At 64.5% G+C, this 24,822-nt stretch carries 23 protein-coding genes; 13 read left to right on the top strand and 10 right to left on the bottom strand.

The features are described from left to right. Positions 1-28 precede the first annotated feature (28 nt). From ACRVY7_RS02985 to ACRVY7_RS02965, 5 genes are all read left to right on the top strand, one after another. The gene (locus ACRVY7_RS02985; RefSeq protein WP_431815929.1) at positions 29-823 is read left to right on the top strand and encodes a DUF8176 domain-containing protein; all 795 of its coding nucleotides are present in this window, start codon (positions 29-31) and stop codon (positions 821-823) included. A gap of 126 nt (positions 824-949) precedes the next feature. Beyond that, positions 950-2,260, top strand: coding sequence for a hypothetical protein (locus ACRVY7_RS02980; protein WP_431815928.1), 1,311 nt, complete (start codon positions 950-952; stop codon positions 2,258-2,260). Positions 2,261-2,265: 5 nt separating this feature from the next. Beyond that, positions 2,266-2,982, top strand: a complete 717-nt coding sequence (locus ACRVY7_RS02975) for a hypothetical protein (RefSeq protein ID WP_431815927.1) — start codon at positions 2,266-2,268, stop codon at positions 2,980-2,982. Between the two features lie 54 nt (positions 2,983-3,036). Beyond that, a complete protein-coding gene (locus ACRVY7_RS02970) occupies positions 3,037-4,329 on the top strand; it encodes an MFS transporter (protein WP_431815926.1) in 1,293 nt (430 codons plus the stop codon). A gap of 55 nt (positions 4,330-4,384) precedes the next feature. Then, positions 4,385-5,470, top strand: a complete 1,086-nt coding sequence (locus ACRVY7_RS02965; protein ID WP_049697833.1) for an isopenicillin N synthase family dioxygenase — start codon at positions 4,385-4,387, stop codon at positions 5,468-5,470. 47 nt (positions 5,471-5,517) lie between these two features. Here ACRVY7_RS02965 and ACRVY7_RS02960 read toward each other — a convergent pair whose 3' ends face one another. Continuing rightward, positions 5,518-6,036: an enoyl-CoA hydratase gene (locus ACRVY7_RS02960; RefSeq protein WP_431815925.1), complete on the bottom strand. Its 519-nt coding sequence runs from the start codon at positions 6,034-6,036 to the stop codon at positions 5,518-5,520. 314 nt (positions 6,037-6,350) lie between these two features. On the opposite strand from ACRVY7_RS02960, the gene adhP reads away from it, so the two are divergent. Continuing rightward, positions 6,351-7,412 (top strand): alcohol dehydrogenase AdhP, encoded by a 1,062-nt coding sequence (adhP, locus tag ACRVY7_RS02955; RefSeq protein WP_005206626.1) that lies wholly within the window; start codon positions 6,351-6,353, stop codon positions 7,410-7,412. Between the two features lie 560 nt (positions 7,413-7,972). Here the strand turns inward: adhP and ACRVY7_RS02950 are convergent. The 3 genes from ACRVY7_RS02950 to ACRVY7_RS02940 are packed head-to-tail and all read right to left on the bottom strand — an operon-like array spanning position 7,973 to position 10,684. After that, positions 7,973-9,049: an oxygenase MpaB family protein gene (locus ACRVY7_RS02950; protein WP_431815924.1), complete on the bottom strand. Its 1,077-nt coding sequence runs from the start codon at positions 9,047-9,049 to the stop codon at positions 7,973-7,975. Between the two features lie 52 nt (positions 9,050-9,101). Next, positions 9,102-9,974, bottom strand: a complete 873-nt coding sequence (locus ACRVY7_RS02945) for a 5-oxoprolinase subunit C family protein (RefSeq protein WP_431815923.1) — start codon at positions 9,972-9,974, stop codon at positions 9,102-9,104. Next, positions 9,971-10,684, bottom strand: coding sequence for a 5-oxoprolinase subunit B family protein (locus ACRVY7_RS02940; RefSeq protein WP_431815922.1), 714 nt, complete (start codon positions 10,682-10,684; stop codon positions 9,971-9,973). The genes ACRVY7_RS02945 and ACRVY7_RS02940 overlap by 4 nt, the downstream gene beginning before the upstream one ends. A gap of 73 nt (positions 10,685-10,757) precedes the next feature. Between ACRVY7_RS02940 and ACRVY7_RS02935 the strand changes: the two genes are divergently transcribed. From ACRVY7_RS02935 to ACRVY7_RS02920, 4 genes are all read left to right on the top strand, one after another. Further along, a complete protein-coding gene (locus tag ACRVY7_RS02935; protein ID WP_431815921.1) occupies positions 10,758-11,702 on the top strand; it encodes a carbohydrate kinase family protein in 945 nt (314 codons plus the stop codon). 162 nt (positions 11,703-11,864) lie between these two features. After that, positions 11,865-13,187, top strand: coding sequence for a citrate synthase (locus ACRVY7_RS02930; RefSeq protein ID WP_082938088.1), 1,323 nt, complete (start codon positions 11,865-11,867; stop codon positions 13,185-13,187). A 46-nt stretch (positions 13,188-13,233) separates the two neighbouring features. Then, positions 13,234-13,602 carry an FKBP-type peptidyl-prolyl cis-trans isomerase gene (locus ACRVY7_RS02925; protein ID WP_049697838.1) on the top strand — a complete coding sequence of 123 codons (369 nt, stop codon included), beginning with the start codon at positions 13,234-13,236 and terminating at the stop codon, positions 13,600-13,602. Between the two features lie 51 nt (positions 13,603-13,653). Continuing rightward, positions 13,654-14,946 (top strand): cryptochrome/photolyase family protein, encoded by a 1,293-nt coding sequence (locus ACRVY7_RS02920; RefSeq protein ID WP_431815920.1) that lies wholly within the window; start codon positions 13,654-13,656, stop codon positions 14,944-14,946. Here the strand turns inward: ACRVY7_RS02920 and ACRVY7_RS02915 are convergent. Then, the gene (locus ACRVY7_RS02915; protein WP_431815919.1) at positions 14,898-15,998 is read right to left on the bottom strand and encodes an AsnC family transcriptional regulator; all 1,101 of its coding nucleotides are present in this window, start codon (positions 15,996-15,998) and stop codon (positions 14,898-14,900) included. The two genes, ACRVY7_RS02920 and ACRVY7_RS02915, sit on opposite strands and share 49 nt — an antisense overlap. 127 nt (positions 15,999-16,125) lie before the next feature. On the opposite strand from ACRVY7_RS02915, the gene ACRVY7_RS02910 reads away from it, so the two are divergent. Further along, entirely contained in the window at positions 16,126-17,586 is a 1,461-nt protein-coding gene (locus tag ACRVY7_RS02910; RefSeq protein ID WP_431815918.1) for an MFS transporter, read from the top strand. Positions 17,587-17,727: 141 nt separating this feature from the next. On the opposite strand, the gene ACRVY7_RS02905 is transcribed toward ACRVY7_RS02910, so the two are convergent. From ACRVY7_RS02905 to ACRVY7_RS02885, 5 genes are read right to left on the bottom strand one after another with little or no spacing between them, the layout of a single operon-like run. After that, positions 17,728-18,957 carry an ABC transporter permease gene (locus tag ACRVY7_RS02905; RefSeq protein WP_431815917.1) on the bottom strand — a complete coding sequence of 410 codons (1,230 nt, stop codon included), beginning with the start codon at positions 18,955-18,957 and terminating at the stop codon, positions 17,728-17,730. Next, positions 18,954-19,853: an ABC transporter ATP-binding protein gene (locus ACRVY7_RS02900; protein WP_270483306.1), complete on the bottom strand. Its 900-nt coding sequence runs from the start codon at positions 19,851-19,853 to the stop codon at positions 18,954-18,956. Before ACRVY7_RS02900 ends, ACRVY7_RS02905 begins: the two co-directional genes overlap by 4 nt. Then, complete coding sequence (locus ACRVY7_RS02895; RefSeq protein ID WP_049697844.1) at positions 19,846-20,433, bottom strand: hypothetical protein; 588 nt, start codon at positions 20,431-20,433, stop codon at positions 19,846-19,848. Before ACRVY7_RS02895 ends, ACRVY7_RS02900 begins: the two co-directional genes overlap by 8 nt. Further along, complete coding sequence (locus ACRVY7_RS02890) at positions 20,430-20,753, bottom strand: helix-turn-helix transcriptional regulator (RefSeq protein WP_049697845.1); 324 nt, start codon at positions 20,751-20,753, stop codon at positions 20,430-20,432. The genes ACRVY7_RS02895 and ACRVY7_RS02890 overlap by 4 nt, the downstream gene beginning before the upstream one ends. A gap of 32 nt (positions 20,754-20,785) precedes the next feature. Next, the gene (locus ACRVY7_RS02885) at positions 20,786-22,015 is read right to left on the bottom strand and encodes an NAD(P)-binding domain-containing protein (protein WP_431816380.1); all 1,230 of its coding nucleotides are present in this window, start codon (positions 22,013-22,015) and stop codon (positions 20,786-20,788) included. 56 nt (positions 22,016-22,071) lie between these two features. Here ACRVY7_RS02885 and ACRVY7_RS02880 point away from each other — a divergent pair, with 56 nt between their 5' ends. Both ACRVY7_RS02880 and ACRVY7_RS02875 read left to right on the top strand, forming a co-directional pair. Further along, positions 22,072-22,803, top strand: a complete 732-nt coding sequence (locus ACRVY7_RS02880) for an enoyl-CoA hydratase (RefSeq protein WP_049698073.1) — start codon at positions 22,072-22,074, stop codon at positions 22,801-22,803. Between the two features lie 164 nt (positions 22,804-22,967). Further along, positions 22,968-24,794 carry a purine-cytosine permease family protein gene (locus ACRVY7_RS02875; protein WP_431815916.1) on the top strand — a complete coding sequence of 609 codons (1,827 nt, stop codon included), beginning with the start codon at positions 22,968-22,970 and terminating at the stop codon, positions 24,792-24,794. The last annotated feature ends 28 nt before the right edge of the window (positions 24,795-24,822 follow it).

Raw genomic sequence — 24,822 nt, 5'->3', positions numbered from 1 at the left:
AGTGGTTGCGACAGTTGGGGAGGGCTGGTTGAGCGAGAGCGAGCTCGAGCAGTGGTTTGCCGACCTCCCGCCGTGGCCTACCTCGGGTACGACTCCGATGAACGAACTCGCGCGCGAGTCGTCGAGTGTATTGGTGGCCTCGAAAGTCGCCGGTTCGGATACCGTCTCGTCGGGCGAGGAATCCGGGTCGGCCTCTCCCTCGCAGGAGCTCGACGCCTTCCTCACCTCCCAGGCCGAACGCTTGCGCGAGGACACTCGCCAGAAGCGAGAGAACGCCGCAGGTCCGCGCACCTGGCACAAGAGGCGAGGAACACTCGTCGGCGCGGGAGCAGGGATCCTCGTAATCGCGGTGATCGCAACTGTTCTCGGTGTCGCTCTATCGGGGTCCGACGAACGCGAGTCGACCACTGCGCGGCCTTCGGCCGTCGGTCCGACAGAGAGCACTGCTGCGTCCATCACATGCCCTGCGAGCGTGAATGGTGCCGTGACCACGGGAGCTGGTGCGGGAGACCAGAGTTCGGGCCCCAACGTGATCAAGGCGTTCAACTATGCGTACTACGTCGACAAAAACGCTCAGAAAGCCAAAGCTGTGACGACGCCGAACGCGGTCGCCGCTGTCGATGTCATGCAGAAGTTCATCGACCAACGCGGCGCCGGCACCAGTCACTGCCTCTCGATCACTGATCGCGGGAACAACACCTATGGTGTGACGCTCACCGAGACTCCGCCGAATGGCGGGGCGCCGATCGTCTACCAGCAGACCATCAGTACTGTGCAGGCCGGTGGCAAGTACTGGATCACGTCGATCAAGTCTGAAAACTGATTTTCAACGCCACTATTCGGGGTTCTCGGTCTCAGGTCGAGAAGTAATGAGGGGGACAACGCGACGATGACACGGTCAGCCAAGAACCGGACTCGCGAAGCAGCATTGGATGTACGCCGACCTTCGATGAAGACGGCGGTCACCTCTGCGGTTCTCGTCGCCTCCATCGCGACTGCGTTGGGTGCCGGTTCGGCGGCAGCTGTGGAACAGGGCGGAACGAGCCCCAACGATTCCGCGCCGCAGCAGGGTGGCACCGCGCCGACCGATACCGCTCCCCAACAGGGCGGTACGGCTCCGACGCCGGCGCCCGAACCATCCGCGCCGATCAACGTCCCCGGTGCCGGTTCGATCCCGGCCCCGCCCCAAGAAGCTCCTTACCAGCCGTACACCGCTGCCCCGCAATATGAGGAGTCGGGCTACACCGACCCCGGCTACAGCACGTACTACAGCCCCGTACCCGACGCGCCGCTCCAGGCGCCGAAGCCCGTTGCGCCGGTGCGCCCGATTGCCCCGCCGCCCAACAAGATTCGCGTCGGAAACTTCGTGACCGACATCCCCGACGGGATGTCGGACAAGGACGTCAACTCCATCAACGCGTGGTCGGCCTACGGTGAGGCCAAGATCGCCCAGAACCTGATCTCCCTCGGCGTGCCGAAGGACAAAGCGTCGCGTCAGGCCGCGGCCACGATCATCGGCGTGGCCATCGGTGGTACCGCAGGTGCTGCCGCCGGTGTCATTCCCGGAGCGCTTGTCGGCGTGCTGCCGGGCGCAGCGGTCGGTGCGGGGGTCGGTGCCGGTGTCGGTGCCGTCGCTCTGACCCCGGTTTCGGTGCCCGGCGTGGGAACACTCTCGGGGGGCGCCGTCGGCGCTCTCATCGGGCTCCCGATCGGCATGGCAGGCGGAGCGGCAGCAGGCGCTGTCGGCGGAGCCGCCCTCGGCGCGACGATCGGCGGCACCATTGGTGGCATCGCCGCGTACACGCTCGGCGCAGGCGATCCGGGTGCGCACCCGCAGGAGCCCTGGAAGCTCGACGAGAACGGAAATCCCAAGCAGCCCAAGCACGCCAAGCCTGAGCCGGTCGATCCCAGCATCAACCAGTTCGAGTTGTCGGTTCCTGCTGAGTCGGCCGCCGAACAGGGGCTGCCCGGCGTCGACTACGTGGTCAACTATCGCGGCGATGTCAACGTGAAGGTTGGCAACCAGACCACCACTTGGTCGGCAGAGCAGGCGCAGGCGCCGTACAAGGCACTCGGGCCGCTCGGCGCTGCGCTCGAGAAGCACTTCCGCGAGCTGACCAAGCAGATGACGGGCAGTCTCGACGCTCAGGTTCCCGGCTCCGAGGTCAACTGGCCCCAGGAGGCTGTGGGTCGCCACGCGCTGCCCGACGATGCAACACCCGCCGTCGCCAAGGTGGGTCGGCACGCAGCAGGCCGCTGATCGACATGTCCGACACCAGCGTGCAGGGAGCAACTCCACAGGCGGCCGCGATGCCACGCGCGGTCGTCGTGGTTGGCTCTGCCGGTGGTGTCGGAACGTCGGTGATCTCAGCACTTCTCGCTGAGTATCGAGCGGCGACGACGCTCGGCGCCGCGTCGTGGTGGGTTGACGCATCGGGCAACGACTGCGATATCGAGTTGCGGCTACAGGGACGTGGCGACCCGTCGTTGCTGCGAAGCGAACTCGGTACCGGCCTCCACCTCGCCGCCGAAGGAGCATCGGTGGCCGACACGGTCGAAGAAGTCTGGGGCAACGGCGCCGTGCCGGTCGTCGACGCCGGTGCGCGTCTACTCACATCACTTGCCGATCTCACCGACGACGTATTGGTCGACAAGGTCACGCCGGTGATCGTGCTCGGTGTACGGCCTGATCTCCTCAACCGGGCGCGCCCGTTCTTGTCCGAGTGGCACAAGGCGGGCGTACTCGAACGGTCCGTCGTCGTGATCAACAACCCCGTTCCGCTACCGAATCAGGCGTCGCTTCGGACACTGCTGATCGACACCGTCGGCGCGAACGTGGCTGCCGTCGTCGGATTCGACTACGAGCCGGTGCTCGGTAGTGGGCTGGCAATGGGCCGTGCTGCGCAGGAGAAGTTCCTCCCGGCGACATGGGTGTCGTTGCAGGCTCTCGCGCAGGCGACCCAGGGCCCGGCCGCCCAGTAGGTAATACGCCAACGGGATTCACTCGCTGGTAGTACGTGTCGCTAAACTGCTTCGGTGCCCCGTCTGCTCGCCGATACGACGCCTCTGCGCAATATTTACTTTCGGCGTCTCTGGGTGGCGAACATCGTCACCGTCATCGGTGCTCAACTGACGATCGTCGCGGTACCGGCCCAGATCTACACCATCACAGGCAGTTCCGCGTATGTGGGACTCACCGGACTCTTCGGTTTGGTGCCGCTCGTCATTTTCGGTCTGTGGGGCGGGGCGCTCGCAGACGTACTGGATCGTCGAATCTTGTTGATCTGCACCACGATCGGGCTGATCGCGTGCAGTGCGGCATTCTGGGCGCAGTCGGCGTTCGGTGTCGGAAATGTCTGGATTATCCTGTCGCTGTTCGCAATTCAGCAGGCATTCTTCGCGGTGAACCAGCCGACGCGTACGGCGGTTCTGCCGAGGCTGCTTCCCGACGAGGAGCTCCCTGCTGCGCTGTCGTTGAATATGACGGTCATGCAGGCCGGCGCGATAGCGGGTCCGCTCGTCGGTGGTGCGTTGATCCCGATACTCGGGTATCCGCTCCTCTATCTCCTCGACACCATCTTCCTCGTACCTACGCTCGCGGCGGTCATGATGTTGCCCGCGCTCCGACCGCTCAGTGGCGACGCGCCCAAGGTTCCCGGGCTGCGCTCGGTCATCGACGGTCTGCGCTATCTCGGGGCGCACAAGATCCTGATGGTGTCGTTCGTGGTCGACCTCATTGCCATGATCTTCGGCATGCCGCGGGCGCTGTTTCCGCAGATGGCCCACGAGAACTTCGGTGGGCCGATCGACGGCGGCTGGGCGTTCGCGCTGTTGTTCGCATCAATCCCTGCCGGTGCCGTGATCGGCGGTGTCTTCTCCGGATGGGTGAGCCGCGTTCAACGGCAGGGCCTGGCTGTCATTGTGTGCGTCATCATTTGGGGCGTCGCGATCGCCGGTGCGGGTATCGCGGTGGGATTTGCACATGGTCGCGCGATGCCGTGGCTCCCGGTTGCCCTGGTGCTGCTGATGATCGGCGGTGCCGCCGACATGGCGTCGGCGGCATTCCGTCAGTCGATCCTGTTGGCCGCGGCCAACGACGACGTGCGCGGTCGACTGCAAGGCGTGTTCATCGTCGTCGTCGCCGGTGGTCCGCGAATCGCCGACGTCGTACATGGCGCGGTGGCGGTGTCGATCGGCGTCGCACTCACCACGACCGGTGGTGGGGTGCTCGTCGTAATAGGCACAGTCCTTGCCGCGCTTGTGGTTCCGGCATTCGTGCGATATCGCATCGGGCGCACCATCACCGAGCGGACCGAAGGCCAGGGCTGAGCGTCGAGATCCCCGACGATGCCCTGACCAGCGGATCAGAGATTTCGATGCCAAGATGGAGCGCATGACTGTCACCGTCGGGGAATCGCGCAGCGGCTTTCGTGTCCCGCTCATCGACATCACGCCGTATATCGCGGGCGGTAGCGCCGCCGACAAAGCTGTCGTCGCCGCGCAGATCGACGACGCCGCCAGTTCGGTGGGCTTCATGCAGATTGTGGGGCACGAGATTCCTTCGGCCGTGATCGACGAGTTCACCGCCGTGCTCGACGATTTCTTCGCACTACCCCTCGACCAGAAGAAGGCGTATCGCACGCCGCCGGAGATCAATCGCGGGTACGCGCCGCCGAAGTCCGAATCACTCTCGTTGTCGCTCGGCGTCGAATCAGCGAATCGCATGAACGACTTCTTCGAGGCATACAACGTCGGCGTCGAAGCCAAGGAGTACCCGGATCTCGAGCTCCCCGACGACCAGTACGCCGACAACACCTGGCCGCAGGTCGACCACTTCGAGGCCGCGGTGTCGACGTACTTTGCCGAGGCTCGACGGGTCGCGCACACACTGACCAAGATCTTCGCCGACGCACTCGACCTCCCGTCCGACTTCTTCGACGGCTACACCGATCACTCACTCGACGTGCTGCGCATGAACAACTATGCGCTGCCGCCCGGCGAGGTTGAGCTCGACGGCGAGCTGACGGGCATGGGGGAGCACACCGACTACGGCATCGTCACCGTGCTCTGGGCCGACCAGGTGCGCGGTCTGCAGGTGCTCGACGGCAATGGACAGTGGCACGACGTCGCTCCCGAGGACGGGGCATTACTGATCAACCTCGGTGATCTCATGGCCCGCTGGACCAATGAGCGCTGGATGTCGACGCTGCATCGGGTTAAGCCGCCGATCGTCGACGGGAGTATTGAACGCCGACGCTCCGCCGCCTACTTTCACGACGGCAACATCGACGCGACGATCTCCACGCTTCCGTCGTGCGTCGGCGCCGGAAGCCGGTACTCGCCGATCACGGTGGGCGAGCACATCGGTGCAAAGCTCGCCGGATCACGTGCGGGACAAGCAAATCCGTACGCCAAACGTGAAGCTGCCCGAGTCCAGCGTGCGATGCAGCGGGGACTCGGGCAGCAGTAGATCGCTCACGGCCGGTGTCCGGTGGTCAAGGGCCGCGGTCGGACTCGTCAGGGAACGATCACCCAGCCGCCGAACCCGTAGCCCTGAAGGACTCGTACCGGAGTGTTCAGTGCGTACGCACCGATCATCACCTGGACGGCGCCCGAGCCCGTACGCAGTTCGAGCGACTGGGTCTCGCCTGGTTTGCGCCCGAACGTAGCGCGCATGAACTTCTCCTGCGGAATCAATGAAGCACCGTTGCTGAGCATGATGAGCGAGCTGCACCGCGGATTCCGTGCCCACCCGGCACCGTTGCCGGTGAAGCCGAACGAGGTCAGTGTCGCCTTGAGCACGCCGCGCTTGGGGGAGGTCAACGTGACATGGACAGAGCCACGACAGTAGTCATGGTCGCCGAAGAAGCCGAAATTGTCGCCGGTGCTCGTGTAGTGGGGCAACGGTCGGGGCGTCGGCGCCGCTTCCGCCACACCTCCGCCGATCCCGATGCCCAGAGCTGCCGACGCTGCGACAGCGACCCCGGCGACGAGCCGTCGACTCTTACTGCGGAACTTTGACCCGAAAACGGGCATGTACGCACCTGATCCTTGGGTTTGGGCGTCGTGGACGCATGGGTGATCGTTCATTTGCGCAAACAAATTAGCACGACGTTCCGTGGCTTGGGTCACAGGTTTCGGGGCGGCAGAACTGTAACGAACCGCGCGGCGTCGAGCGCATCGCTGATATAACGGCAGTGAGGGCACGTGTGTCGGGGAGGGTCGGTGGAACGTCGCCGGAGCCGAGGAACCTGGGCGTCATGCGGAACCTTTGGGGCGGAAAAGGACGATACGGCAGATGCCACCGCGTCCGAACGTCGAGACGTGCAAAGACCGTGCAGGAGAGCACAATGACCACATCCTCGCAAACCCCTTCGACGATGCGCGCAGCCGTCGTCCATGACTTCACCAAGCCCCTGACAGTCGATTCGATCGACGTTCCGACCCCCACTGGAAACGAAGCGCTGGTGCGCGTCGACTACACCGGCGTCTGCCACACCGATCTCCATGCGGCACATGGTGATTGGCCCGTCAAGCCAGAGCCGCCCTTCGTGCCGGGCCATGAGGGAGTCGGGACCGTCGTTGCGGTAGGCGACGATGTCACCCGTATCAAGGTGGGCGACGTCGTCGGAAATGCGTGGCTGTGGAGTGCCTGCGGCGAATGTGAATGGTGCGAAACCGGTTGGGAGACACTGTGTCCCAACCAGAAGAACGGTGGGTACTCGGTCGACGGTTCGTTCGGCCGCTACATGCTCGTCGACTCACGCTACTGTCCCATCATTCCGTCAGGTGCCGATCTCGCCGCCGTCGGCCCGATCCTGTGCGCGGGCGTCACCGTCTACAAGGGTCTGAAGTGCACCGACACCAAACCCGGTGAGTGGGTGCTGATTTCCGGTATCGGCGGACTCGGGCACATCGCGGTGCAGTATGCGATCGCGATGGGTCGTCGGGTAGCGGCGTTCGATGTCGACGATGAGAAGCTCGAACTCGCCCGCCATCACGGCGCCGAGATCACGGTCAATGCCGCGACGTCTGCCGACCCGGGCGCCGAACTGCAGGAGGCCACGGGTGGTGGCGTTCACGGTGCACTCGTCACCGCGGTCAACAAGCACGCGTTTCCACAGGCGATCAGCGCACTGCGGCGCGGTGGGACCGTCGTCCTGGTCGGTCTCCCGCCCGATCAGTTCCCGCTCGACATCTTCAGCACGGTTCTGCTCGGGTTGACTGTGCGCGGCTCGATTGTCGGAACCCGCAAGGACATGAGCGAGGCGCTCGACTTCTACGCGCGGGGCAAGATCACGCCCACCTACTCGGTACGCAGTCTGACCGATATCAACGCAGTGTTCGACGAGATGGAGCACGGGAAGATCGAAGGCCGCGTCGTGATGGATATGGCCAAGGACGCCGGCTGAGCGGCGTTGTGTGGAACGGCTCCACCCATATCGAGAATGTGTGTCGTATTGGAAGATGTGGGTGCTGCAGCACACAGATCCTTCGATTCGACACACATCTAGCCCGGGCGGGATGCTGGGCGGTGTATACGGGTGGCAGGGTCTGGCTCGAGCCGGGGCGCGTACACAATCGTGACGTGAGCGGGGCGCCGAGGAGATTATTGTCTTGGCGTCGCGCTGACGACTGAGTTGTGAACGCGCGCTGGGGGTGTGGCGACTCAGTGGGCGTCGGGCAAGGTGCCGCACGGGCCCGACGAGCGGTCCCGGGTACGACAGCGAAACCGCGGCCCCGCTGGTCGAGCGGGCGCGAGCGCAGCGAGCACCCGAGTCGAGACCACTGCGCCCGGGGAGTGATCTCGACAGGCTCGATCAGCGGGGCGGGGCTCGATCAGCGGGACGGGGCTCGATTTGCGGGATGGGGCTCGATTTGCGGGATGGGGCTCGATCAGCGGGAGGGCCGCTGGTCGAGCGGGCGCGAGCGCAGCGAGCACCCGAGTCGAGACCACTGCGCGTCGCGACTGTTAGTCGGCGGGCGTGACTCTGCCCGGATAGGTTGCGGTGCGCGCCGCGTGGACGGGGCAGTAGTGCATCGACTTGCCGCGTTCGGACTCCGGCGGCAGGTTGCGCGGCGGCGTCTCGACGAGCGGTGCGTCGGCGGGAACCCGTCCGTTCACGCGGTCCCACGCATCGCGGGCGCGGGGATGCCGCCACGGCCGCCGGGGTAGCAACCGATGGAACACGAGGTTGTAGGTCTTGCCGAGGAGACGGAACAGCTTCTCGTCCCGGTCGGTCCAGGGCAGTGCCATCATTTCGCGGATCGGTTCGTCGTAGAACCCGGTGGTGAGCCAGATGAAGTTGCGGGCGACTACGGGGGCGATGACACGACGCCAGAGCGCGGTCGGGATGAACGAGAGATAGGGAGGCGGGGGAAGCGTCGAGATGTCGAGGACTGTGCGTACCGACTCGTGGTCGCGAAGTACATTGCGGCACATGTGGTCCCAGTATTCGAGGAAGTCCTCGTAGGTCTCGGGTACCGGCCGCATACTCACGCCGTACATGGCGTACCAGTTCTTCGATTCCTCGAAGAGCTGTCGCTTCTGGTCTTCGGTCAACCACGGGCCGAACCTCTCGCAGAGGCGCACGTTGCCGTACCAAAACGTGGCGTGCGCCCAGTAGAAGACGTCGGGGTCGAGGGCGTGGTATCGCGAACCGTCGGGCATGGTGCCCTTGATCTCGCGGTGGTAATCGCGCACTTCTTTGCCGGTCTCGAAGCCCCAGTACTCGTCGAAGACGACTCCGCCGATCGGATACAGCGACCGCATGAGGCGTTGCCAGCGTTCGCCGAAGAAGTCGGAGTGATCCCAGACGGCCTGCCCGAGCTTGGGGTGCATGTTCTGAATCGACCCGGCCCAGAGGCCCTGGATCATTCCGGTCCAGGTTCCCCACACCTGCCACGTCAGGGAGTCGGGGCCCAGCGGCGGGTACTCGACATGCGGGTACTCGGCACGACGCGGGGTGTCGGTCGTCGCAGCCTCGCGCTCGACGGCGTCGGGTGTTTCGGATGACGAGCTCGACGAGTTGACTGTGACGTGCGTCATGAGACGAAACCCTAGGTGCGTCTCACGGTGCTGTCAACGCTGCCCGACCTGATCAGCCGGGCTGAAAGCGGACGAGCGTGCCGGCGACGAGTTGCGCCGCGGCTGAGACCGACGTCGCCGACAGGACACCCACGACCGGGTATCCGCCGGTCACGGGGTGATCGGCGAGGAAGATGACGGGCTCGCCGGCAGGCGGAACCTGCACCGAGCCGTGGGCAACGCCCTCGGAGGGCATCTCGGGAAGGTCGGTGCGGTGTGTCAGGGTCGGCGCGGTGTCGCCATCGCGACGTCGTAGGCGTACCCCGACCCGATTACTCGCGGGCGTGACCTCCCACGTGCCCGCGAAGAGGTCGCCCGGCTCGGAGAGGCGATTCGCGCGTGGGCCGGGAAAAGTGGTGAGTTCGACGACGCCGACCCGCCGGGTGTCTGCCGGGGCATGCAGAGTTGCCGGCCACGTCTGGTCTGCACCCCCGACCCTCAGTTCGTCGCCCTGCGCAAGGGGAGGGGGTCCGGTTCCGGAGAGCGTGTCGGTCGACCGCGACCCGAGCGACGGCTCGACGTCGAATCCACCTCGTGCGGCAACGTAGTTGCGGCAACCCCAGTGCGGCGTGCCGACCTCGACATTCGTCCCGGCGCGGGCAACGACAGCCGAATTGACCCCGACTGCAACACCGTTGACCGAGACCGAAGCATCGGCGCCCGTCACGGCCACGAGTGTGTCCGTGTCGCAACGGAGCACGAGGCCACCGAGTGTGGTTTCGATCGTCGCGGCGTCCTCGGAGTTGCCGACGAGGCGATTGGCAAGGGTCATGGCGACTCGATCTGCGGCACCCGACCTCGGCACTCCGAGGTGTTGATAGCCGGGACGACCGAGATCCTGGATCGTCGCCAACGGCCCGGTGGCGATCACCGTTGCGCGAGTCACGGGTTCCCCGTGTCGTCGTCGGGTCGAGCGGCAGAATCTTCGGAGACACTGGCGTCGACGAATCGGACGCGGGTACCGGGTGTGAGGAAGGCCGGCGGGTCGTCGTGTTCGCTCCAGAGGCTGATTCTGGTGCGTCCCAGCAGGTTCCAACCTCCGGGGCTGTCGCGTGGATACACCGCGCTGTATCCGGCGGCGATCGCCACCGACCCGGCCGGCACGCGGGTACGGGCGTGTGGCCGTCGGGGGAGGTTCAGCAGTCCGGTGAGAGCGGCATCGGCGGCGTCAGAAGCGGGCACCAGATAGCCGAAACCCGGTGCGAAACCCATGAATTGGACGACCCATTCGGTACCCCGATGCGCCGTGATCACCGCGTCGACACTCATGTCGAGTGCACCGGCGACGTCGTCGAGGTCGTCGCCGTCGTAGTGAACCGGTATCTCGACGGGTGAGGGCGTCGAATCCGCAACGTCGGCGCCTGCGATCCCGAACCGCAGTGCGCGATGGATGCCGAGGACATCCACGCCGCCACCTGTCTTGCCCTGCACCAGAATTGACGACGCACTCGGCACAAGGTCCTCGGTGGCCACGAGGCGACCGTCGGCTATCGCGGCCCGCAACGCGGTCGCCGACTCGAGTACCGCATATGCCGGGTCGTCGGCATCGGCGAAGTCGAGAAGCACCGCATCGGGGCCGGCGGGTAACTCCTGCATACCGATCGAATCTACCGTCGACGGCCACGTCCGGATGGCACACTGGGCGCGTGACACGCATGGGAGCAGATCGTTGAGAGAGATCGTCGTGTGCGGTGAGGCGCTCGTCGACGTGGTGTCGACAACGGCTCCGGGCCCCGATCCTTCGCACCTGCCACCGTTGCAGCCGGCACTCGGCGGCGGACCGTTCAACGTCGCGATCACCCTCGGCAGACTCGGCAGTGCCGTCTCGTTCTGCTCTGCGGTCTCCACCGACACCTACGGCGACGCCATCGTGGCTGCTCTGAGTGCCGGGGGCGTCGGCACCACACTGGTCCAACGTCGCTCCGAACCGACGTCGCTCGCGCTGGCCACGATCGGTACCGACGGCGCAGCGCACTACTCCTTCTATGTGGAGGGCACCGCCGACCGCCTGGTCACCGAGCCCGGCGACTTCGCCGCGACCGTCTCCGCGGTGTCCTTCGGAACGTTGTCGATGGTCCTCGAACCGGGTGCGAGCGTCTACGAACTGGTGATGCGTCGAGCTCACGACGCCGGGCGTCTCGTTGCGCTCGACCCGAATATCCGACCCTCCGTGATCGACGAACCCGACGTCTACCGTCGACGATTCCTGGACTGGGTACCGATGGTCGACGTCCTCAAACTCTCCGACGAAGACGTGGACTGGCTCGGCGATGGAGCAGACGGCTCGTCGGTCGACGACTGGCTCCGGGAGGGCGCGGGGGCCGTCGTGATCACCCACGGAGCCGATGGAATCTCCGTTCGCACACGCGAATTCACCGTATTGGCACAGGCTCCCGAGGCAACCGTCGTCGACACGATCGGGGCGGGCGACAGTGTGCTCGGAGGGTTGCTCCATTTCTTCGACGAGTCGGGCGATTTGTCCGCATCAGCAGTGCGGTCGCGCGACGCCGATTACTGGCTACGGGCCGCGGACTACGCGGCACGAGTCGCTGCGGTGACCGTTTCGCGTCCCGGAGCCGACCCTCCGTGGGCGAGCGAGCTCGATGCCCCGTGATCGAGGCGCAGGTCAGACGGTATTCGGCTACGGTTGACCAACGTCAATGCACCCTCCGTGGGCGCGCATGTCGATAACCGACTACGTTTAGTAACGGAGAGTCCGACTCACAGTGCGTCACATGTACCTGTGGGTCTCATACCTGAGTAAAGGGGTTTTGGAGTGTCCGCTGAAACAGCTCCCGCCGACTCGGCATCGGATACCGCCTCGTCGACGTTCATCTACCCCGGTGGGCAGCTCGAGCTTCCCATTCTCAAGGCCACCGCGGGTAGTGATTCGGTTGCGCTGGGCAAGTTCCTCGCAGAAACGAATCTCACGACGTTCGACGGCGGCTTTGTCAACACCGCAGCCTGCAAATCCGCGATCACCTACATCGACGGAGAAGCAGGCATTCTGCGCTACCGGGGTATCCCGATCGACCAACTGGCAGAGAAGTCGACCTTCATCGAGGTCAGCTACCTGCTGATCTACGGCGAATTGCCGACTCCGAGCCAGCTCGAAGAGTTCAACAACAAGATCCAGCGGCACACCCTGCTGCACGAGGATCTCAAGCGATTCTTCGACGGCTTCCCGCGCAACGCACACCCGATGCCGGTGCTGTCGAGCGCAGTGAACGCACTGAGTGCTTACTACCAGGACTCGCTCGATCCCAAGGACCCCGAGCAGGTCGAACTGTCGACGATCCGTCTGCTTGCCAAGCTGCCGACGATCGCCGCCTACGCCTACAAGAAGTCGGCGGGCCAGCCGTTCCTCTACCCCGACAACTCGCTGTCGTTGGTCGAGAACTTCCTGCGCATGACCTTCGGCTTCCCGGCCGAGCCCTACGTGGTCAACCCCGAGGTCGCCAAGGCCCTCGACATGCTGTTCATCCTGCACGCCGACCACGAGCAGAACTGCTCGACGTCGACCGTGCGTTTGGTCGGATCGTCGCAGGCCAACCTCTTCACGTCCATCTCGGGCGGCATCAACGCACTGTGGGGTCCGCTGCACGGTGGCGCCAACCAGGCCGTGCTCGAGATGCTCGAAGACATCAAGGCCTCCGGTGGCGACACCAAGGCGTTCATGACCAAGGTCAAGAACAAGGAAGACGGTGTGAAGCTCATGGGCTTCGGACACCGCGTCTACAAGAACTACGATCCGCGCGCAGCGATCGTGAAGAAGACCGCCGACACGATCCTCCAATCGCTCGGCGTCCAGGACGATCTGCTCGACATCGCCAAGGGACTCGAAGAAGTCGCCCTCAACGACGACTACTTCATCTCGCGCAAGCTCTACCCGAACGTCGACTTCTACACCGGCGTCATCTACCGGGCCATGGGCTTCCCGACCCGCATGTTCACGGTACTCTTCGCACTCGGACGTCTGCCGGGCTGGATCGCGCACTGGCGTGAGATGAACACAGATCCCGCGACCAAGATCGGCCGACCGCGTCAGCTCTACACCGGCTACCCCGAGCGTGACTACGTCACGATGGGCGACCGCTGAGTTCGACGCTTCGACCTGTACACCCCACGACTCAAAGGAGAGTCCCGTGACCAGTACCGAGAAGCCAGAAGTCGAGTTCCAAGAAGGTCCCGCTCCCAGTGAGTTGGTGATCGCAGACATCATCGTCGGCGACGGCGACGAGGCAAAGCCGAGCGACGTCGTGGACGTGCATTACGTCGGCGTCGATTTCGAGTCGGGCGAAGAGTTCGATTCGTCGTGGGACCGTGGTCAGTCGGCCAACTTCCCGCTCGACCGGCTCATCCCCGGTTGGCAGCAGGGAATCCCGGGCATGAAGGTCGGCGGCCGCCGTCGCCTCACCGTGCCACCTGCGCTGGCGTACGGCCCCGAGGGTGCGGGCCACCGGTTGTCCGGACGGACACTGGTCTTCATCATCGACCTGCTGGGTGTGGGCTAGATCGCCTCGCAACGTAACAACGCCGGTGCATCGGATGTCGATGCACCGGCGTTGTGCTGGCTACGGCGTGATCTGCGACTAGGCGATCTCCCGGCGCTGGGTGAAGCGATCGGCGACGGCAATCGCGAGGTTCTGGTCTGCTTCGTGCTCGACCCGCGTCTCGAATCCTCTTCAGGCGAGCGACGACTCGCGTTTCTCTACGACTCGCTCCGCGAACTCGACGCCAAGCTCGACGGCAAGCTCCTCGTCGTGCGTGGACGTCCCGACGAGGAGATCCCACGACTGGTCGACGCCGTCGGAGCGGGTTCTGTGCATGTGAGCGAGGATTTCTCGCCGTTCGGGCGGCGTCGAGACGACGCTGTCACCGCAGCACTCGAAAAATCCGGCGCGACATGGCAACCCGTCGGTTCGCCCTACCTTGTCTCGCCGGGCAGGGTGACGAAGTCCGACGGCACACCGTACAAGGTCTTCACGCCGTTCTTCCGTGCATGGCGCGACCACGGTTGGCGTGCGCCGGCAAAGACCCAAGCGCCGTCGAACATCCTGAATCCCAGCGACATTCACCCCTCTGGTCGTATCAGGATTCCGGCAGCGCCCACGACGCTGGACCTGCCTGCCGGTGAAGACGCGGCACTCGAGCGGTGGCGCACCTTTGTCGACGACGACCTGTCGGGCTACGAGTCCGACAGGGACAGGCCAGATCTCGACGCGTCGAGCAGGATGTCGGCGTATCTGAAGTTCGGCAATATCCACCCGCGCACGATGGCCGCCGACCTCGGCAGGTCGCACTCGGCGCAGGCGTATCTGCGTGAGCTGGCGTTCCGTGACTTCTACGCCGACGTGCTCTACAACTGGCCAAAGAGCCTCTGGCACAACTGGAATGACCAGTTCGACGACATCGCACTCGACACCGGAAAGTCCGCCGAGAAGCACTTCGACGCGTGGCGTGAGGGGCGAACCGGCTTCCCACTCGTCGACGCGGGGATGCGTCAACTGAGCGAAACAGGGTTCATGCACAACCGGGTGCGCATGATCGCCGCGTCGTTTCTGGTGAAAGACCTGCACCTGCCGTGGTGGTGGGGTGCGAAGTGGTTCCTCGACCAACTCACCGACGGCGACATGGCGTCGAATCAGCACGGTTGGCAGTGGGCCGCAGGCACGGGAACCGATGCGGCACCGTACTTTCGGGTGTTCAACCCGGAGACGCAGGCCAAGAAGTTCGATCCCGACGGCGACTACATTCGACGCTGGATTCCCGAATTCGACACCGACGACTACCCGGAACCGATCGTCGATCACAAAGCCGAACGCGAAGAGGCACTTCGACGTTTCGGTGAGCTCTGAGACGGCGAGATCTGAGACGGCGAAACCCTCGGTGGCGCAAGACGATCCCCACTCACGAGCGAACCCGCGTTCTTGACGCGCGAGAGTAGCGGGAGCAATTCGTACGAGGTGATCCCGTCGAGGGGTCCGAGGACATCGGTGACGAAGGAGTACAGCTCGTCGGTGTCGTGCACCATGACACTGGCCGTCAAGTTGGCCGCCCCGGTGACGGCAACCGCGAACGGCACTGCGGGATGAGCTGCGAGTGCCTCGCCGGTCGCTGCCAGATGCCGAGGGTGCACCGTCAGCCAGATCGCGATCGCATCGCGCCCCAGTGCGGCAGTGGCGAGATCGACGTCGAAGTAGGCGATGCCCGACCACACGAGGTGCTCGACGCGTCGGGTCACCTTGCCCGGCGTCGAACCCACTGCGCGAGCGAGGTCGGTATACGACGTCCGACCGTCGCGGGTGAGAACGTCGATGATCGCTCTGTCGGTGCGATCGATCGTCGTCGATGAGGGCCGACCGCCGTCGGGCCCGCTCGGAATGCGTGTTTTCGCAAGCGAATCCGCCTCCGTCTGGGTGAGCGCGTCATGCCAGCCCTCCCAATCCGTCGGTGCCCCACCGACGAATGTGTGCAGCACCGCGGCCGGTCGGACGTCTAGGACAGGTGCCGCCTTGGGGAGTGTTCGGGTGAGGAGTTCCATTCCGCCGTGCGGATCGGCTGCGCGCAGGTTGAAGACGATCTCCCAGCCGGCCTCGTAGATGGATACCCACGACACATCGTCTCGCGCTGCCAACGCACCGGCGATACCGTCGGCTCCTTCCGGGCGACACCGCACCCGCACGACCCACGTCGAGTTTCCGAGGGCACGGGGGTCGGTGGCCATGGTGACGCGCAGGAGACCATCGCGGCGCAGGCGTCGATAGCGTCGGGCGATCGTCTGTTCGGCCACGCCGAGGACGTCGGCGATCTCATGAAACGACGCCCGTGGCGACAGTTGGATGGCGCGAGCGATTCTCGTGTCCAGACCGTCGAGGATGGAGGATTCTGGCGAGGTTGTGGCTCCCATGTCATGAAGTTAACGGAATCGGGGTCTCCTGGCGACGCCGAGCGATTGCGGGATCACACTTGGTTCATACCCCCTGAGGTGCGTTGACGCACCGGATTCGGGCGAAATCCTCGAAAGGTACACATTCATGGAACGTAAATGGTGGACGCTTGTCGTCGTCTGCGCAGCGACCTTCATGTTGCTGCTCGACGTCACGATCGTCGTCGTCGCACTTCCCGATATTCAACATGCACTCGGCGCCAGTTTCAGTCAGTTGCAGTGGGTCACCGACGCGTATGCGCTCGCGCTGGCGTCGTTGCTGCTGACATCCGGATCGATCGCCGACAAGTTCGGCAGACGTCGAATCTTCTCGATCGGCCTGGTGATCTTCACACTCGGATCGCTGCTCTGCGGCGTCGCACAGGACCCGGTCATGCTGATCGTGTCCCGCGCACTGCAAGGCGTCGGCGGCGCGATGCTGTTCTCGACGTCGCTCGCGCTTCTCGCGTCGACGTTCCACGGTCGTGAACGCGGCGTCGCCTTCGGCGCCTGGGGTGCGGTCACCGGTATCTCCACGGCACTCGGCCCCATCCTCGGTGGCGTGCTGACGACCGGTGTGAGCTGGCGTGCGATCTTCCTGGTCAATCTGCCCATCGGTATCGCCGCCCTGTTCGTCACGTGGAAGATGGTCGACGAGTCGCGCTCGCCTCATGCTCGTCGAATCGACTGGCCCGGCGTCGTGACATTCACCGCGGGCCTCGTCGCTCTGGTCTACGGACTCACCGAGGCCGGACAGCGCTCGTGGGGTGACAGCCTGGTCGTCGGCTCGTTCATCGTCGCCGCGGTGTTGCTCGTGGCGTTCGTGATCATCGAACTGCGTGTCGACGAGCCGATGTTCGACCTCTCATTGCTGCGGATTCCCACCTTCACCGGCGGTCTGATCGCCGCCTTCGCGATGAACGGCTCGCTGTTCGCGATGCTGCTGTACGTGGTGCTCTACCTGCAGGAAGGGCTCGGCTACTCGGCGTTGCAAACCGGCGTCCGGCTGCTGGTGATGTCGGGCTGCACGATGGTGAGCGCCACGATCGCGGGCCGACTGTCGGAGGAGGTGCCGCTGCGCTGGCTCATCGGACCGGGCCTGCTCATCGTCGGCGTCGGACTGTTTTTGATGGCCGGTCTCGACGAGAACTCGTCGTGGACGCACCTGATCCCCGGCCTGATCATCGCGGGCATCGGCAGCGGCCTGGTCAACCCGCCCCTCGCCGCGACCGCCGTGGGCGTCGTCGACGTGCACCGCTCCGGCATGGCGTCGGGCATCAACACCACGTTCCGCCAGATCGGCATCGCCGTCGGCATCGCGGTCTACGGCACCGCCTTCAGCTCGAAGTTGAGTTCGTCGTTTCGCGAGAACCCCGCCGGTGGCAAGCACGCCGCCTACGCCGAGGCCCTCAACGCGCTGTTCTGGATCAGCGGCGCCGTCGCCGTTGTCGGTGGCCTTGCCGCCCTGCTGCTGATCCGCAGCCGCGACTTCGTGCCGCACGGCCCCGCCCCGACCACCGAGGGCGGCGACACGTCGAGCGAGGGCGCCGGGGTGACGGCCGCGGCCTGACGCTGACCCTCGCGGCCGGCCGGGCCGGCAGAAACCCGCGGAAGGATTCTTTCCGCGGGTTTCGTGCCTTCGCTCGTGTTGCTTCTCGAGGAGATGTCAGTTTCTGGGGGAAAGATCTCTTCCCCTACTTTCTGCGCGCCCCTAGCGCGCCATCGAGAGCACTTCGGACCACTTGACGCGGCTGCCGGTGCGCAGGATCGAGCGCTGGTAGATGCGCGCGGCGAACCAGGTCGCGGCGGCGCAGGCCAGGATCATCAGGATCAGCGAGACGACGATCTGCATGGCGTTGGTGTCGCCGGTGGCGATCCGGATCGGCATCAGCACGGCCGAGAACGGCGGAATCCACGTCAGCACTTCGATGAACGTCGACTGCAGCGACTGAACTCCGAAGATCCCCGCGTACATCACGGCCATCGACAGCACGGTGAGCGGCATGATCGTCGAGCCGAGCTCTTCCTGACGCGAAACCAGTGCTCCCGCAGCGGCATACAGCGTCGCGAAGAACAGGTATCCGAGCAGGAACCACACCAGAACCGCGAAGAACATCCAGATGGCGGTACCGGCGATCGTCAACATCCCGGTGGCAATCCCGGCAATCAGAGCAGTCAGGCCGAGTACCACCACCTGCCCGAGTGCAACCGCTCCGATCCCGAGGATCTTGCCCCACATCAGGTGTAGCGGCTTGACCGTCGCCAACAGAAGTTCGACGATCCGCGACGTCTTCTCCTCGACAACTCCCACGGCAATCATGTTGCCGCCCAGCATAATTGCGGTGATGAGCAGAATCGCACCGACGAGCGCGATCACGATCCGCTGCGCCTTGTCGGGCTTGTCCGGGGTGGTCTGAACAGTGGTGATCGTCGGTGTCGGCAGCGACGCCGCGTCGACACCGCGGGCAGTGAGACCCTGGGCCAACTCGTGCTGCTGGATCGAGCCGCGCAGCACACCCGACAGCGAGTCGGACAGCCCTGTCTTGCTGACGATCGCATACGACTCACCGGAACCCCGCACCACCGCGGCATCGAGATCACCGGATTCGACGCTGCTGCGCGCCTGCGACAACGCATCCGGACCAGAAGCGATTGATACGACGGTGATCGGCGTGCCGCTGGCCTCGCCCACCTGGCCGATCGTCGTCGACAGGGAACTGTCGCCCGCAACGCCGACACGCTCCGGGTCGGTTCCACCACCGGAGATCGCCTTCCAGATGATCAGGCCGACGACGATCACGAGCATCAACACCACGGTGCTGACGACGAAGGATCGGGTCTTGGCACGTGTGGCGATTTCACGTTGTGCCACAAGGCGAATCGTCTGCAGCGCACTCGCGCCCTGTGAGGCTGTGTTGTCAGTGGAATTGTGGGAGGTCATGCCGTCACCACCTCTCGGAAGAGTTCGGTCAGGTCGGGTGTTGTCCGCGCGAAGCGATGTACCGGTCCGTGTGTCAATGCGCGATTGAGTACTGCTTGGTCGTCGAGCGTCGTTGGGTCGACGCGCAGCCGGGCACCGCCCGGTTGGTATTCGGCTTCCAGCACTCCGGGAAAGCCATCGGCCCAGCGCGTCGTCGAGTCAGGACCGTCGACCTCGAGGATCACGCCTGCACGTGTGCGGAGATCGTCGACGGTGCCGAGCGCACGCATTCTGCCCTTGACGACGATGCCGACTCGATCACACAGTCGCTGCACCAGATCGAGCTGATGCGACGAGAAGATCACCGGAATGCCTTCGGCTGCTTTCTCTTTCAGAACGTCGCTCATCACGTCGACGGCCACCGGGTCGAGGCCCGAGAACGGTTCGTCGAGGACCAGTACGTCTGGATCGTGGACCAGCGCCGCGGCGAGCTGTACGCGCTGCTGGTTGCCGAGCGAGAGGTCGGCGACGTTGTCGTCGTACCGTTCGTCGACGCCGAGTCGCTGCGTCCAGCGTCGGGCACTCTCGGTGGCCTGGTCGGCACTCATTCCGTGGAGGCGCGCAAGGAACACCAGTTGCTCGCCGACCTTCATCTTGGGATAGAGCCCACGCTCCTCGGGCATGTATCCGATTCGACGCCGCGTGTTGAGATCGATCGGTGCGTCACCGAGCGTCACCCGACCCGAATCCGGTTCGAGCACACCGAGAATGATGCGCATCGTCGTCGACTTGCCTGCGCCGTTGCTGCCGACGAAGCCGAAGATCTCTCCGGGGGCGACGGTGAAAGTCATGTCATCGAGTGCGACGACGTCGCCATACCGTTTGGATAGTCCGTCGACGGTGAGGGATTCAGGCATGATCGTTCTCCTCGTAGGTTGCGAAGTCTTCGGGGTCGGCGTCGTCGCTCCACCACGCGGTCAGCATGGTTGGCACGAGGGCGCCGGTCAGCACGAGGCTGATGAGCAAAATGCCGGTGCCGTACACCAGTTGGCCGTGTACCTGCTCTCGGGTGCCCAGGACGATCAGGATGATGTACGGGATGAACATCAGCGAGAAGAGGGCGATGAATCCCACTGATCGGGCCGAGTTACGTTGCGCGAGTTGGATTTCATCGAGCGCGGTGACCGGGGTTTCGGCAATGGAGCCGGTCACGATCCGCAGCAGGTACTGCACGACGAACGCGCCGACGATGGCAATGATGAACGGGATGAAGAACGCGTAGGTGAAGAACGCCACCACCGCGCTGGCCAAGAGCACGACCAGCACCACGATCTCCGCAAGGACGATTCGTCGCGCGGCTCGACGATTGCGCCAGCTCATCAGCTTGCCTGCATGACGTTGGTTGAAGCGAACATGGCGTTGACCACGCCACTCGTCGTAGCGACGCCACAGCTCGGGCGTCGCTTCGGCCGGGATGGCCGAGTTGGGATCCCTCATTGTGCTTCCTCCGTGGTGGACGACGGTTGCGGTGAGTGTGTTTCGTCGACGCGGATGGCGCGTCGGGGGTAGAGCTCGGCCGACATCGCCGAGAACTCGGTGCGACTGAACACCGCTTCTACGGGGAGGTCGAAGACTTCGCAGATGCGAAACGCGAGGTCGAGGCTCGGGTAGTTGTCGCCGCGCTCGAGCGCACCGACGGACTGGACGTTGATGCCGACGAGTGCTGCCAGATCGGCACGCGACATCCTCCGCTCGGCGCGTAGAACTCCGATGCGGTTGTAGATGGGGAGCTTTTCTCCCCGCCGTACTGGACTCACACTACATAGTGTTGGGAAAACACAACAACTTGTCAAGGCTGGGCATCAAGAATCTCCGCAACGTTGCGTGCTGCCTCGCGACCCGCGCGGTTGGCACCGATCGTCGACGCCGACGGTCCGTAGCCGAGTAATTGGACCCGCGGGTCGTCGGCGACGGTGGTTGCAAGGCGTCCGGTCATGACGATTCCGCCGCCGGGTCCGCGCAGGTGGAGAGGCGATAGATGATCGAGCGCGCTTCGGAAGCCGGTGTTCCAGAAGATGACGTCGACGTCGAGTTGCTCGCCCGCAGCGACCGCGCTGCTGCTCCCGCCAACCGACCCGTTCCCGCCAGCCGACCCGTTCCCGCCTGCCCCGCCCGTGCAGTCCCAACACACGCCGGTCTCGGTGATGCGGGTGAACATCGGTCGCCAGTTGTCGAGGATTCCGTCGCGCTGCGCGGCTTCGATGGTCGGTGTCACCGCGAGGCCGGTCACCGACACCACCGACGTCGGCGGTAGGCCGGCACGAACCCGGCGTTCGACGCGGGCCACTGCTTCGCGACCGAGGTCGGGTGAGAAGGGATTCGAATCGAAGCGCGGTTCGGTGCGCGAGCACCAGAATGTCTGCACCCCGGGAGCGCGGCGAGCGATCTCGATCAGTAGCTGAACTGCCGAGATGCCTGCGCCGACGACCAACACGCGCTGACCGGCGAACTCCTCGGGTCCGGTGTAGTCGTGTGTGTGCAGTTGCCTGCCGCGAAAGTCCGCGGCTCCTGGAATGTGAGGGATGAACGGCCTTTCCCACGTTCCGGTGGCGTTGATGAGTGTGCGTGCGGCGATCTCTTGTCCGCGGAGTCGGCCACCGAGCGTCACTCGAAATCCTTCGCTGTCGCGTTCGACGGAACGTACGTCGACCGGTCGACGTACCCGCAGCCCAAACCTGTTCTCGTACTTCGCGAAATACTCGGGAACCACGGACGACGCCGGGAACTCGCCGCGGTCGATTCCCACCGCTTCAGCAAGCCCGTATCCCGGAAGGTCGTGCACGCGGTTGGTGCCCGACAACGTCAGCGTCGGCCATCGGAACTGCCATGCACCGCCGGGACGCGGGGAGTGGTCGAGCAACTGGTAGCGGTCACCGAGGCCGAAGCGTTGCAGAAAGTACGCCGCCGACAGTCCTGCCTGGCCGCCACCGATGACGAGGACATCGCTGGACGCGTCGGGCTCCTGCGCGACGGATTCGTGCACATCGGGGCTTGCGGACTCGGGCGACAGCGACGGAATCGACACCTCTCCAGTGTGCCCGCCGGAAAATGGCGGGGCTGGGTAGTCTCTCCTGCATGATCCACTCGCATGCAGAAGGTTCGGTGACGACGATCGAGCTCGATCGCCAGGACAAGCGCAACGCACTCAATGAGGACATGGTCGACGGACTCGGGAAGGCTTTCGCCGACGCCGTCGACGCGGGCGCCAGGGCCATCGTGGTCACCGGCCGCGGCAGCGTATTCAGTGCGGGCGCCGACCTGTCCGGTCCCGTCTACGACCCCGCGTTCCTCGAAAAGCTCATCGCCACACTGCGCGAGATCGAGTCGGTGCCCGTCCCGGTGATCGCGGCACTCAACGGTTCGGCACTGGGCGCAGGCCTGCAACTGGCGATGGCGGCTGACCTTCGGGTGATGGCCCCCGACGCTCTTGCCGGTATTCCTGCAGCGAAAATCGGTGTCGCCGTTGACGAGTGGACAATTCGACGCCTCGTCTCACTGGTGGGCGCAGGTCAGGCGCGCGGCATGCTGATCGGCTGCGATCCGTTGTCGGCCGACCGCGCTCATGCTCTCGGATTCGCCAATCGCATCGGCGATCTCACCGACGCCCAGCATTGGGCGTCGACCATCGCCGATCTCGCCCCCCTGACGCTGCAGCATTACAAGTTGGTACTCAACGGCGACGGTGCGCGCGACGACGCACCCGCCGACCGCCAGGCTGCGATGCGTCGCGCGTGGGAAAGCGAAGATGTGGTCGAGGGGCGTGCCGCTCGCTCCGAGAAGAGAAAGCCTGAATTCACGGGAAAGTAGATCGGACAACGTGTTTCGTCGTCGGCGGTGCGTCTACGGGCGCATCGTCGAACAGCCGTGGCCGTGATGCCTAGTTTTCCTGCGTGAAACATTCCGAGTAACTCGCCGAAACATGGCGTTCGTACGTTTGGCCGATCTGTAACTCGGATCACGCAGGAGGGCCGATGGCCACCGATAAGCATCACGAACACGTCGGCGAGGTGGCCGACGAGGTCGGCGAGATAGAAAACGCCGAACACAGCATCATCGCGACGGGTGCGCAGGCTGCTGCCATGCGCGAGACCCTCGAGGACTACACACTTCGTTTTGCGCCCCGCAGCTACCGCAAGTGGGGACCGGGCGTCGTCGCCGTCTCCGCCCTCGGTGGCATCGCCTACCTTGCCGACTTCGCGATCGGCGCGAACATCGGTATTGCCAACGGCACCGGAAATGCCTTGTGGGGCATCCTGTTCTTCTCGGTCGTCATCGTGATCACGGGCTATCCGCTCGCGTTCTACGCTGCTCGATACAACATCGACCTCGACCTCATCACGCGCGGAAGCGGTTTCGGTTACTACGGCTCGGTGCTGACCAACGTCATCTTCGCGTCGTTCACCTTCATCTTCTTCGCCCTCGAGGGCTCGATCATGGCGCAGGGCCTCGAACTCGGCCTACACATACCGCTGTGGATCGGCTACCTGGTCTCGTCGTTGTTGGTCATCCCGTTGGTTATCTACGGCATGAACACACTCGCCAAACTGCAGGTGTGGACCACTCCGCTGTGGCTGGTCATGATGGTCCTTCCGTTCATCTACCTGGTGATCAAGCACCCGTCGGCCATCGGTGACTTCTTCGCGTTCAGCGGTGTCGACGGCGACGGCAATCCAGCGGGCAAGGGTGTCAGCTTCGCAGGCACGATGCTCGCGGCCGGTGTCTGTTTGTCCCTGATCGCACAGATCGCAGAGCAGGTCGACTACCTGCGCTTCATGCCGCCCCGTACGCCTGAGAACAAGCGGAAGTGGTGGTCGGCAACCCTTATCGCCGGACCGGGGTGGGTGTTCTTCGGCGCCATCAAGCAGATCGTCGGTCTCTTCCTCGCCGTGTACCTGATCGGGATCAGCGTCGACAACGCGGGCATTGCGAACCAGCCCGTCCACCAGTTCGTCGAGATCTACCAGGACTTCCTGCCGCACTGGCTCGCTCTGACCCTCGCCGTGATCCTCGTCGTCATCAGCCAGGTGAAGATCAACGTCACCAACGCCTACTCGGGCTCGCTGGCGTGGACCAACGCTTTCACGCGTGTCACCAAGACCTACCCCGGACGCCTGGTGTTCCTGTTCTTCAACGTGATCATCGCGATCGTGCTGATGGAAGCCAACATGTTCAGCTTCCTGAACAACCTGCTGAACTTCTACGCGAACTGCGGTATCGCGTGGATCGCCGTCGTCGCGTCGGACATCGTGATCAACAAGTACATCTTGGGCATCTCGCCGAAGCAGCCGGAGTTCCGTCGCGGCATGATCTACAGCGTCAACCCGGTCGGATTCTGCTCGCTCCTGATCTCGGCGGGCGCGTCGATCCTGGTGTACTTCCACGTCTTTGGCGATGCCATCCAGCCGTACTCGCCGCTGGTGGCGCTCGTACTCGCCATCGTCCTGCCGCCCATTTTCGCGATCGCAACGAAGGGCAAGTACTACCTGCGTCGCGTCGACGACGGTATCGATATCCCGATGTACGACGAGCACGGCAACCCCACCGACGTGAAGTTGCTGTGCTGCGTCACCAAGATCGAGTTCGAGCGACCCGACATGATCGCCTCAGCGGTGCCCGGTCCGAACGGCGAGAAGCAATACATCAGCTCGCTCGCACTCTCCTGTGACAAGACCGGTGAGCATGTCCTGCCCGCGCAGGACGTGATGTCGATGACCTCCGACATCCCTGCCGCGACAACCGAAGCGGCGACGACGGCTACACCGAGCTCGTCCTCGGAGGCGCCGAAGGAGGACGCATAGCCTCACGGGCAAGAATTGCACGACGTCG

This window comes from Gordonia jacobaea (genome assembly GCF_965344965.1).
Taxonomy (GTDB): domain Bacteria; phylum Actinomycetota; class Actinomycetes; order Mycobacteriales; family Mycobacteriaceae; genus Gordonia; species Gordonia jacobaea.
The sequence above is the reverse complement of the archived record's forward strand: the minus strand, read 5'-3'. Positions and strand labels throughout refer to the sequence as shown.

Coding starts and splice junctions, on each gene's coding strand:
- adhP (WP_005206626.1), top strand. CDS start 6,351: ATGACCACATCCTCGCAAACCCCTTCGACGATGCGCGCAGCCGTCGTC.
- ACRVY7_RS02980 (WP_431815928.1), top strand. CDS start 950: ATGAAGACGGCGGTCACCTCTGCGGTTCTCGTCGCCTCCATCGCGACT.
- ACRVY7_RS02910 (WP_431815918.1), top strand. CDS start 16,126: ATGGAACGTAAATGGTGGACGCTTGTCGTCGTCTGCGCAGCGACCTTC.
- ACRVY7_RS02915 (WP_431815919.1), bottom strand. CDS start 15,998: ATGGGAGCCACAACCTCGCCAGAATCCTCCATCCTCGACGGTCTGGAC.
- ACRVY7_RS02975 (WP_431815927.1), top strand. CDS start 2,266: ATGTCCGACACCAGCGTGCAGGGAGCAACTCCACAGGCGGCCGCGATG.
- ACRVY7_RS02875 (WP_431815916.1), top strand. CDS start 22,968: ATGGCCACCGATAAGCATCACGAACACGTCGGCGAGGTGGCCGACGAG.
- ACRVY7_RS02940 (WP_431815922.1), bottom strand. CDS start 10,684: ATGCAGGAGTTACCCGCCGGCCCCGATGCGGTGCTTCTCGACTTCGCC.
- ACRVY7_RS02965 (WP_049697833.1), top strand. CDS start 4,385: ATGGAGCGCATGACTGTCACCGTCGGGGAATCGCGCAGCGGCTTTCGT.
- ACRVY7_RS02950 (WP_431815924.1), bottom strand. CDS start 9,049: ATGACGCACGTCACAGTCAACTCGTCGAGCTCGTCATCCGAAACACCC.
- ACRVY7_RS02960 (WP_431815925.1), bottom strand. CDS start 6,036: ATGCCCGTTTTCGGGTCAAAGTTCCGCAGTAAGAGTCGACGGCTCGTC.
- ACRVY7_RS02905 (WP_431815917.1), bottom strand. CDS start 18,957: ATGACCTCCCACAATTCCACTGACAACACAGCCTCACAGGGCGCGAGT.
- ACRVY7_RS02880 (WP_049698073.1), top strand. CDS start 22,072: ATGATCCACTCGCATGCAGAAGGTTCGGTGACGACGATCGAGCTCGAT.
- ACRVY7_RS02900 (WP_270483306.1), bottom strand. CDS start 19,853: ATGCCTGAATCCCTCACCGTCGACGGACTATCCAAACGGTATGGCGAC.
- ACRVY7_RS02895 (WP_049697844.1), bottom strand. CDS start 20,433: ATGAGGGATCCCAACTCGGCCATCCCGGCCGAAGCGACGCCCGAGCTG.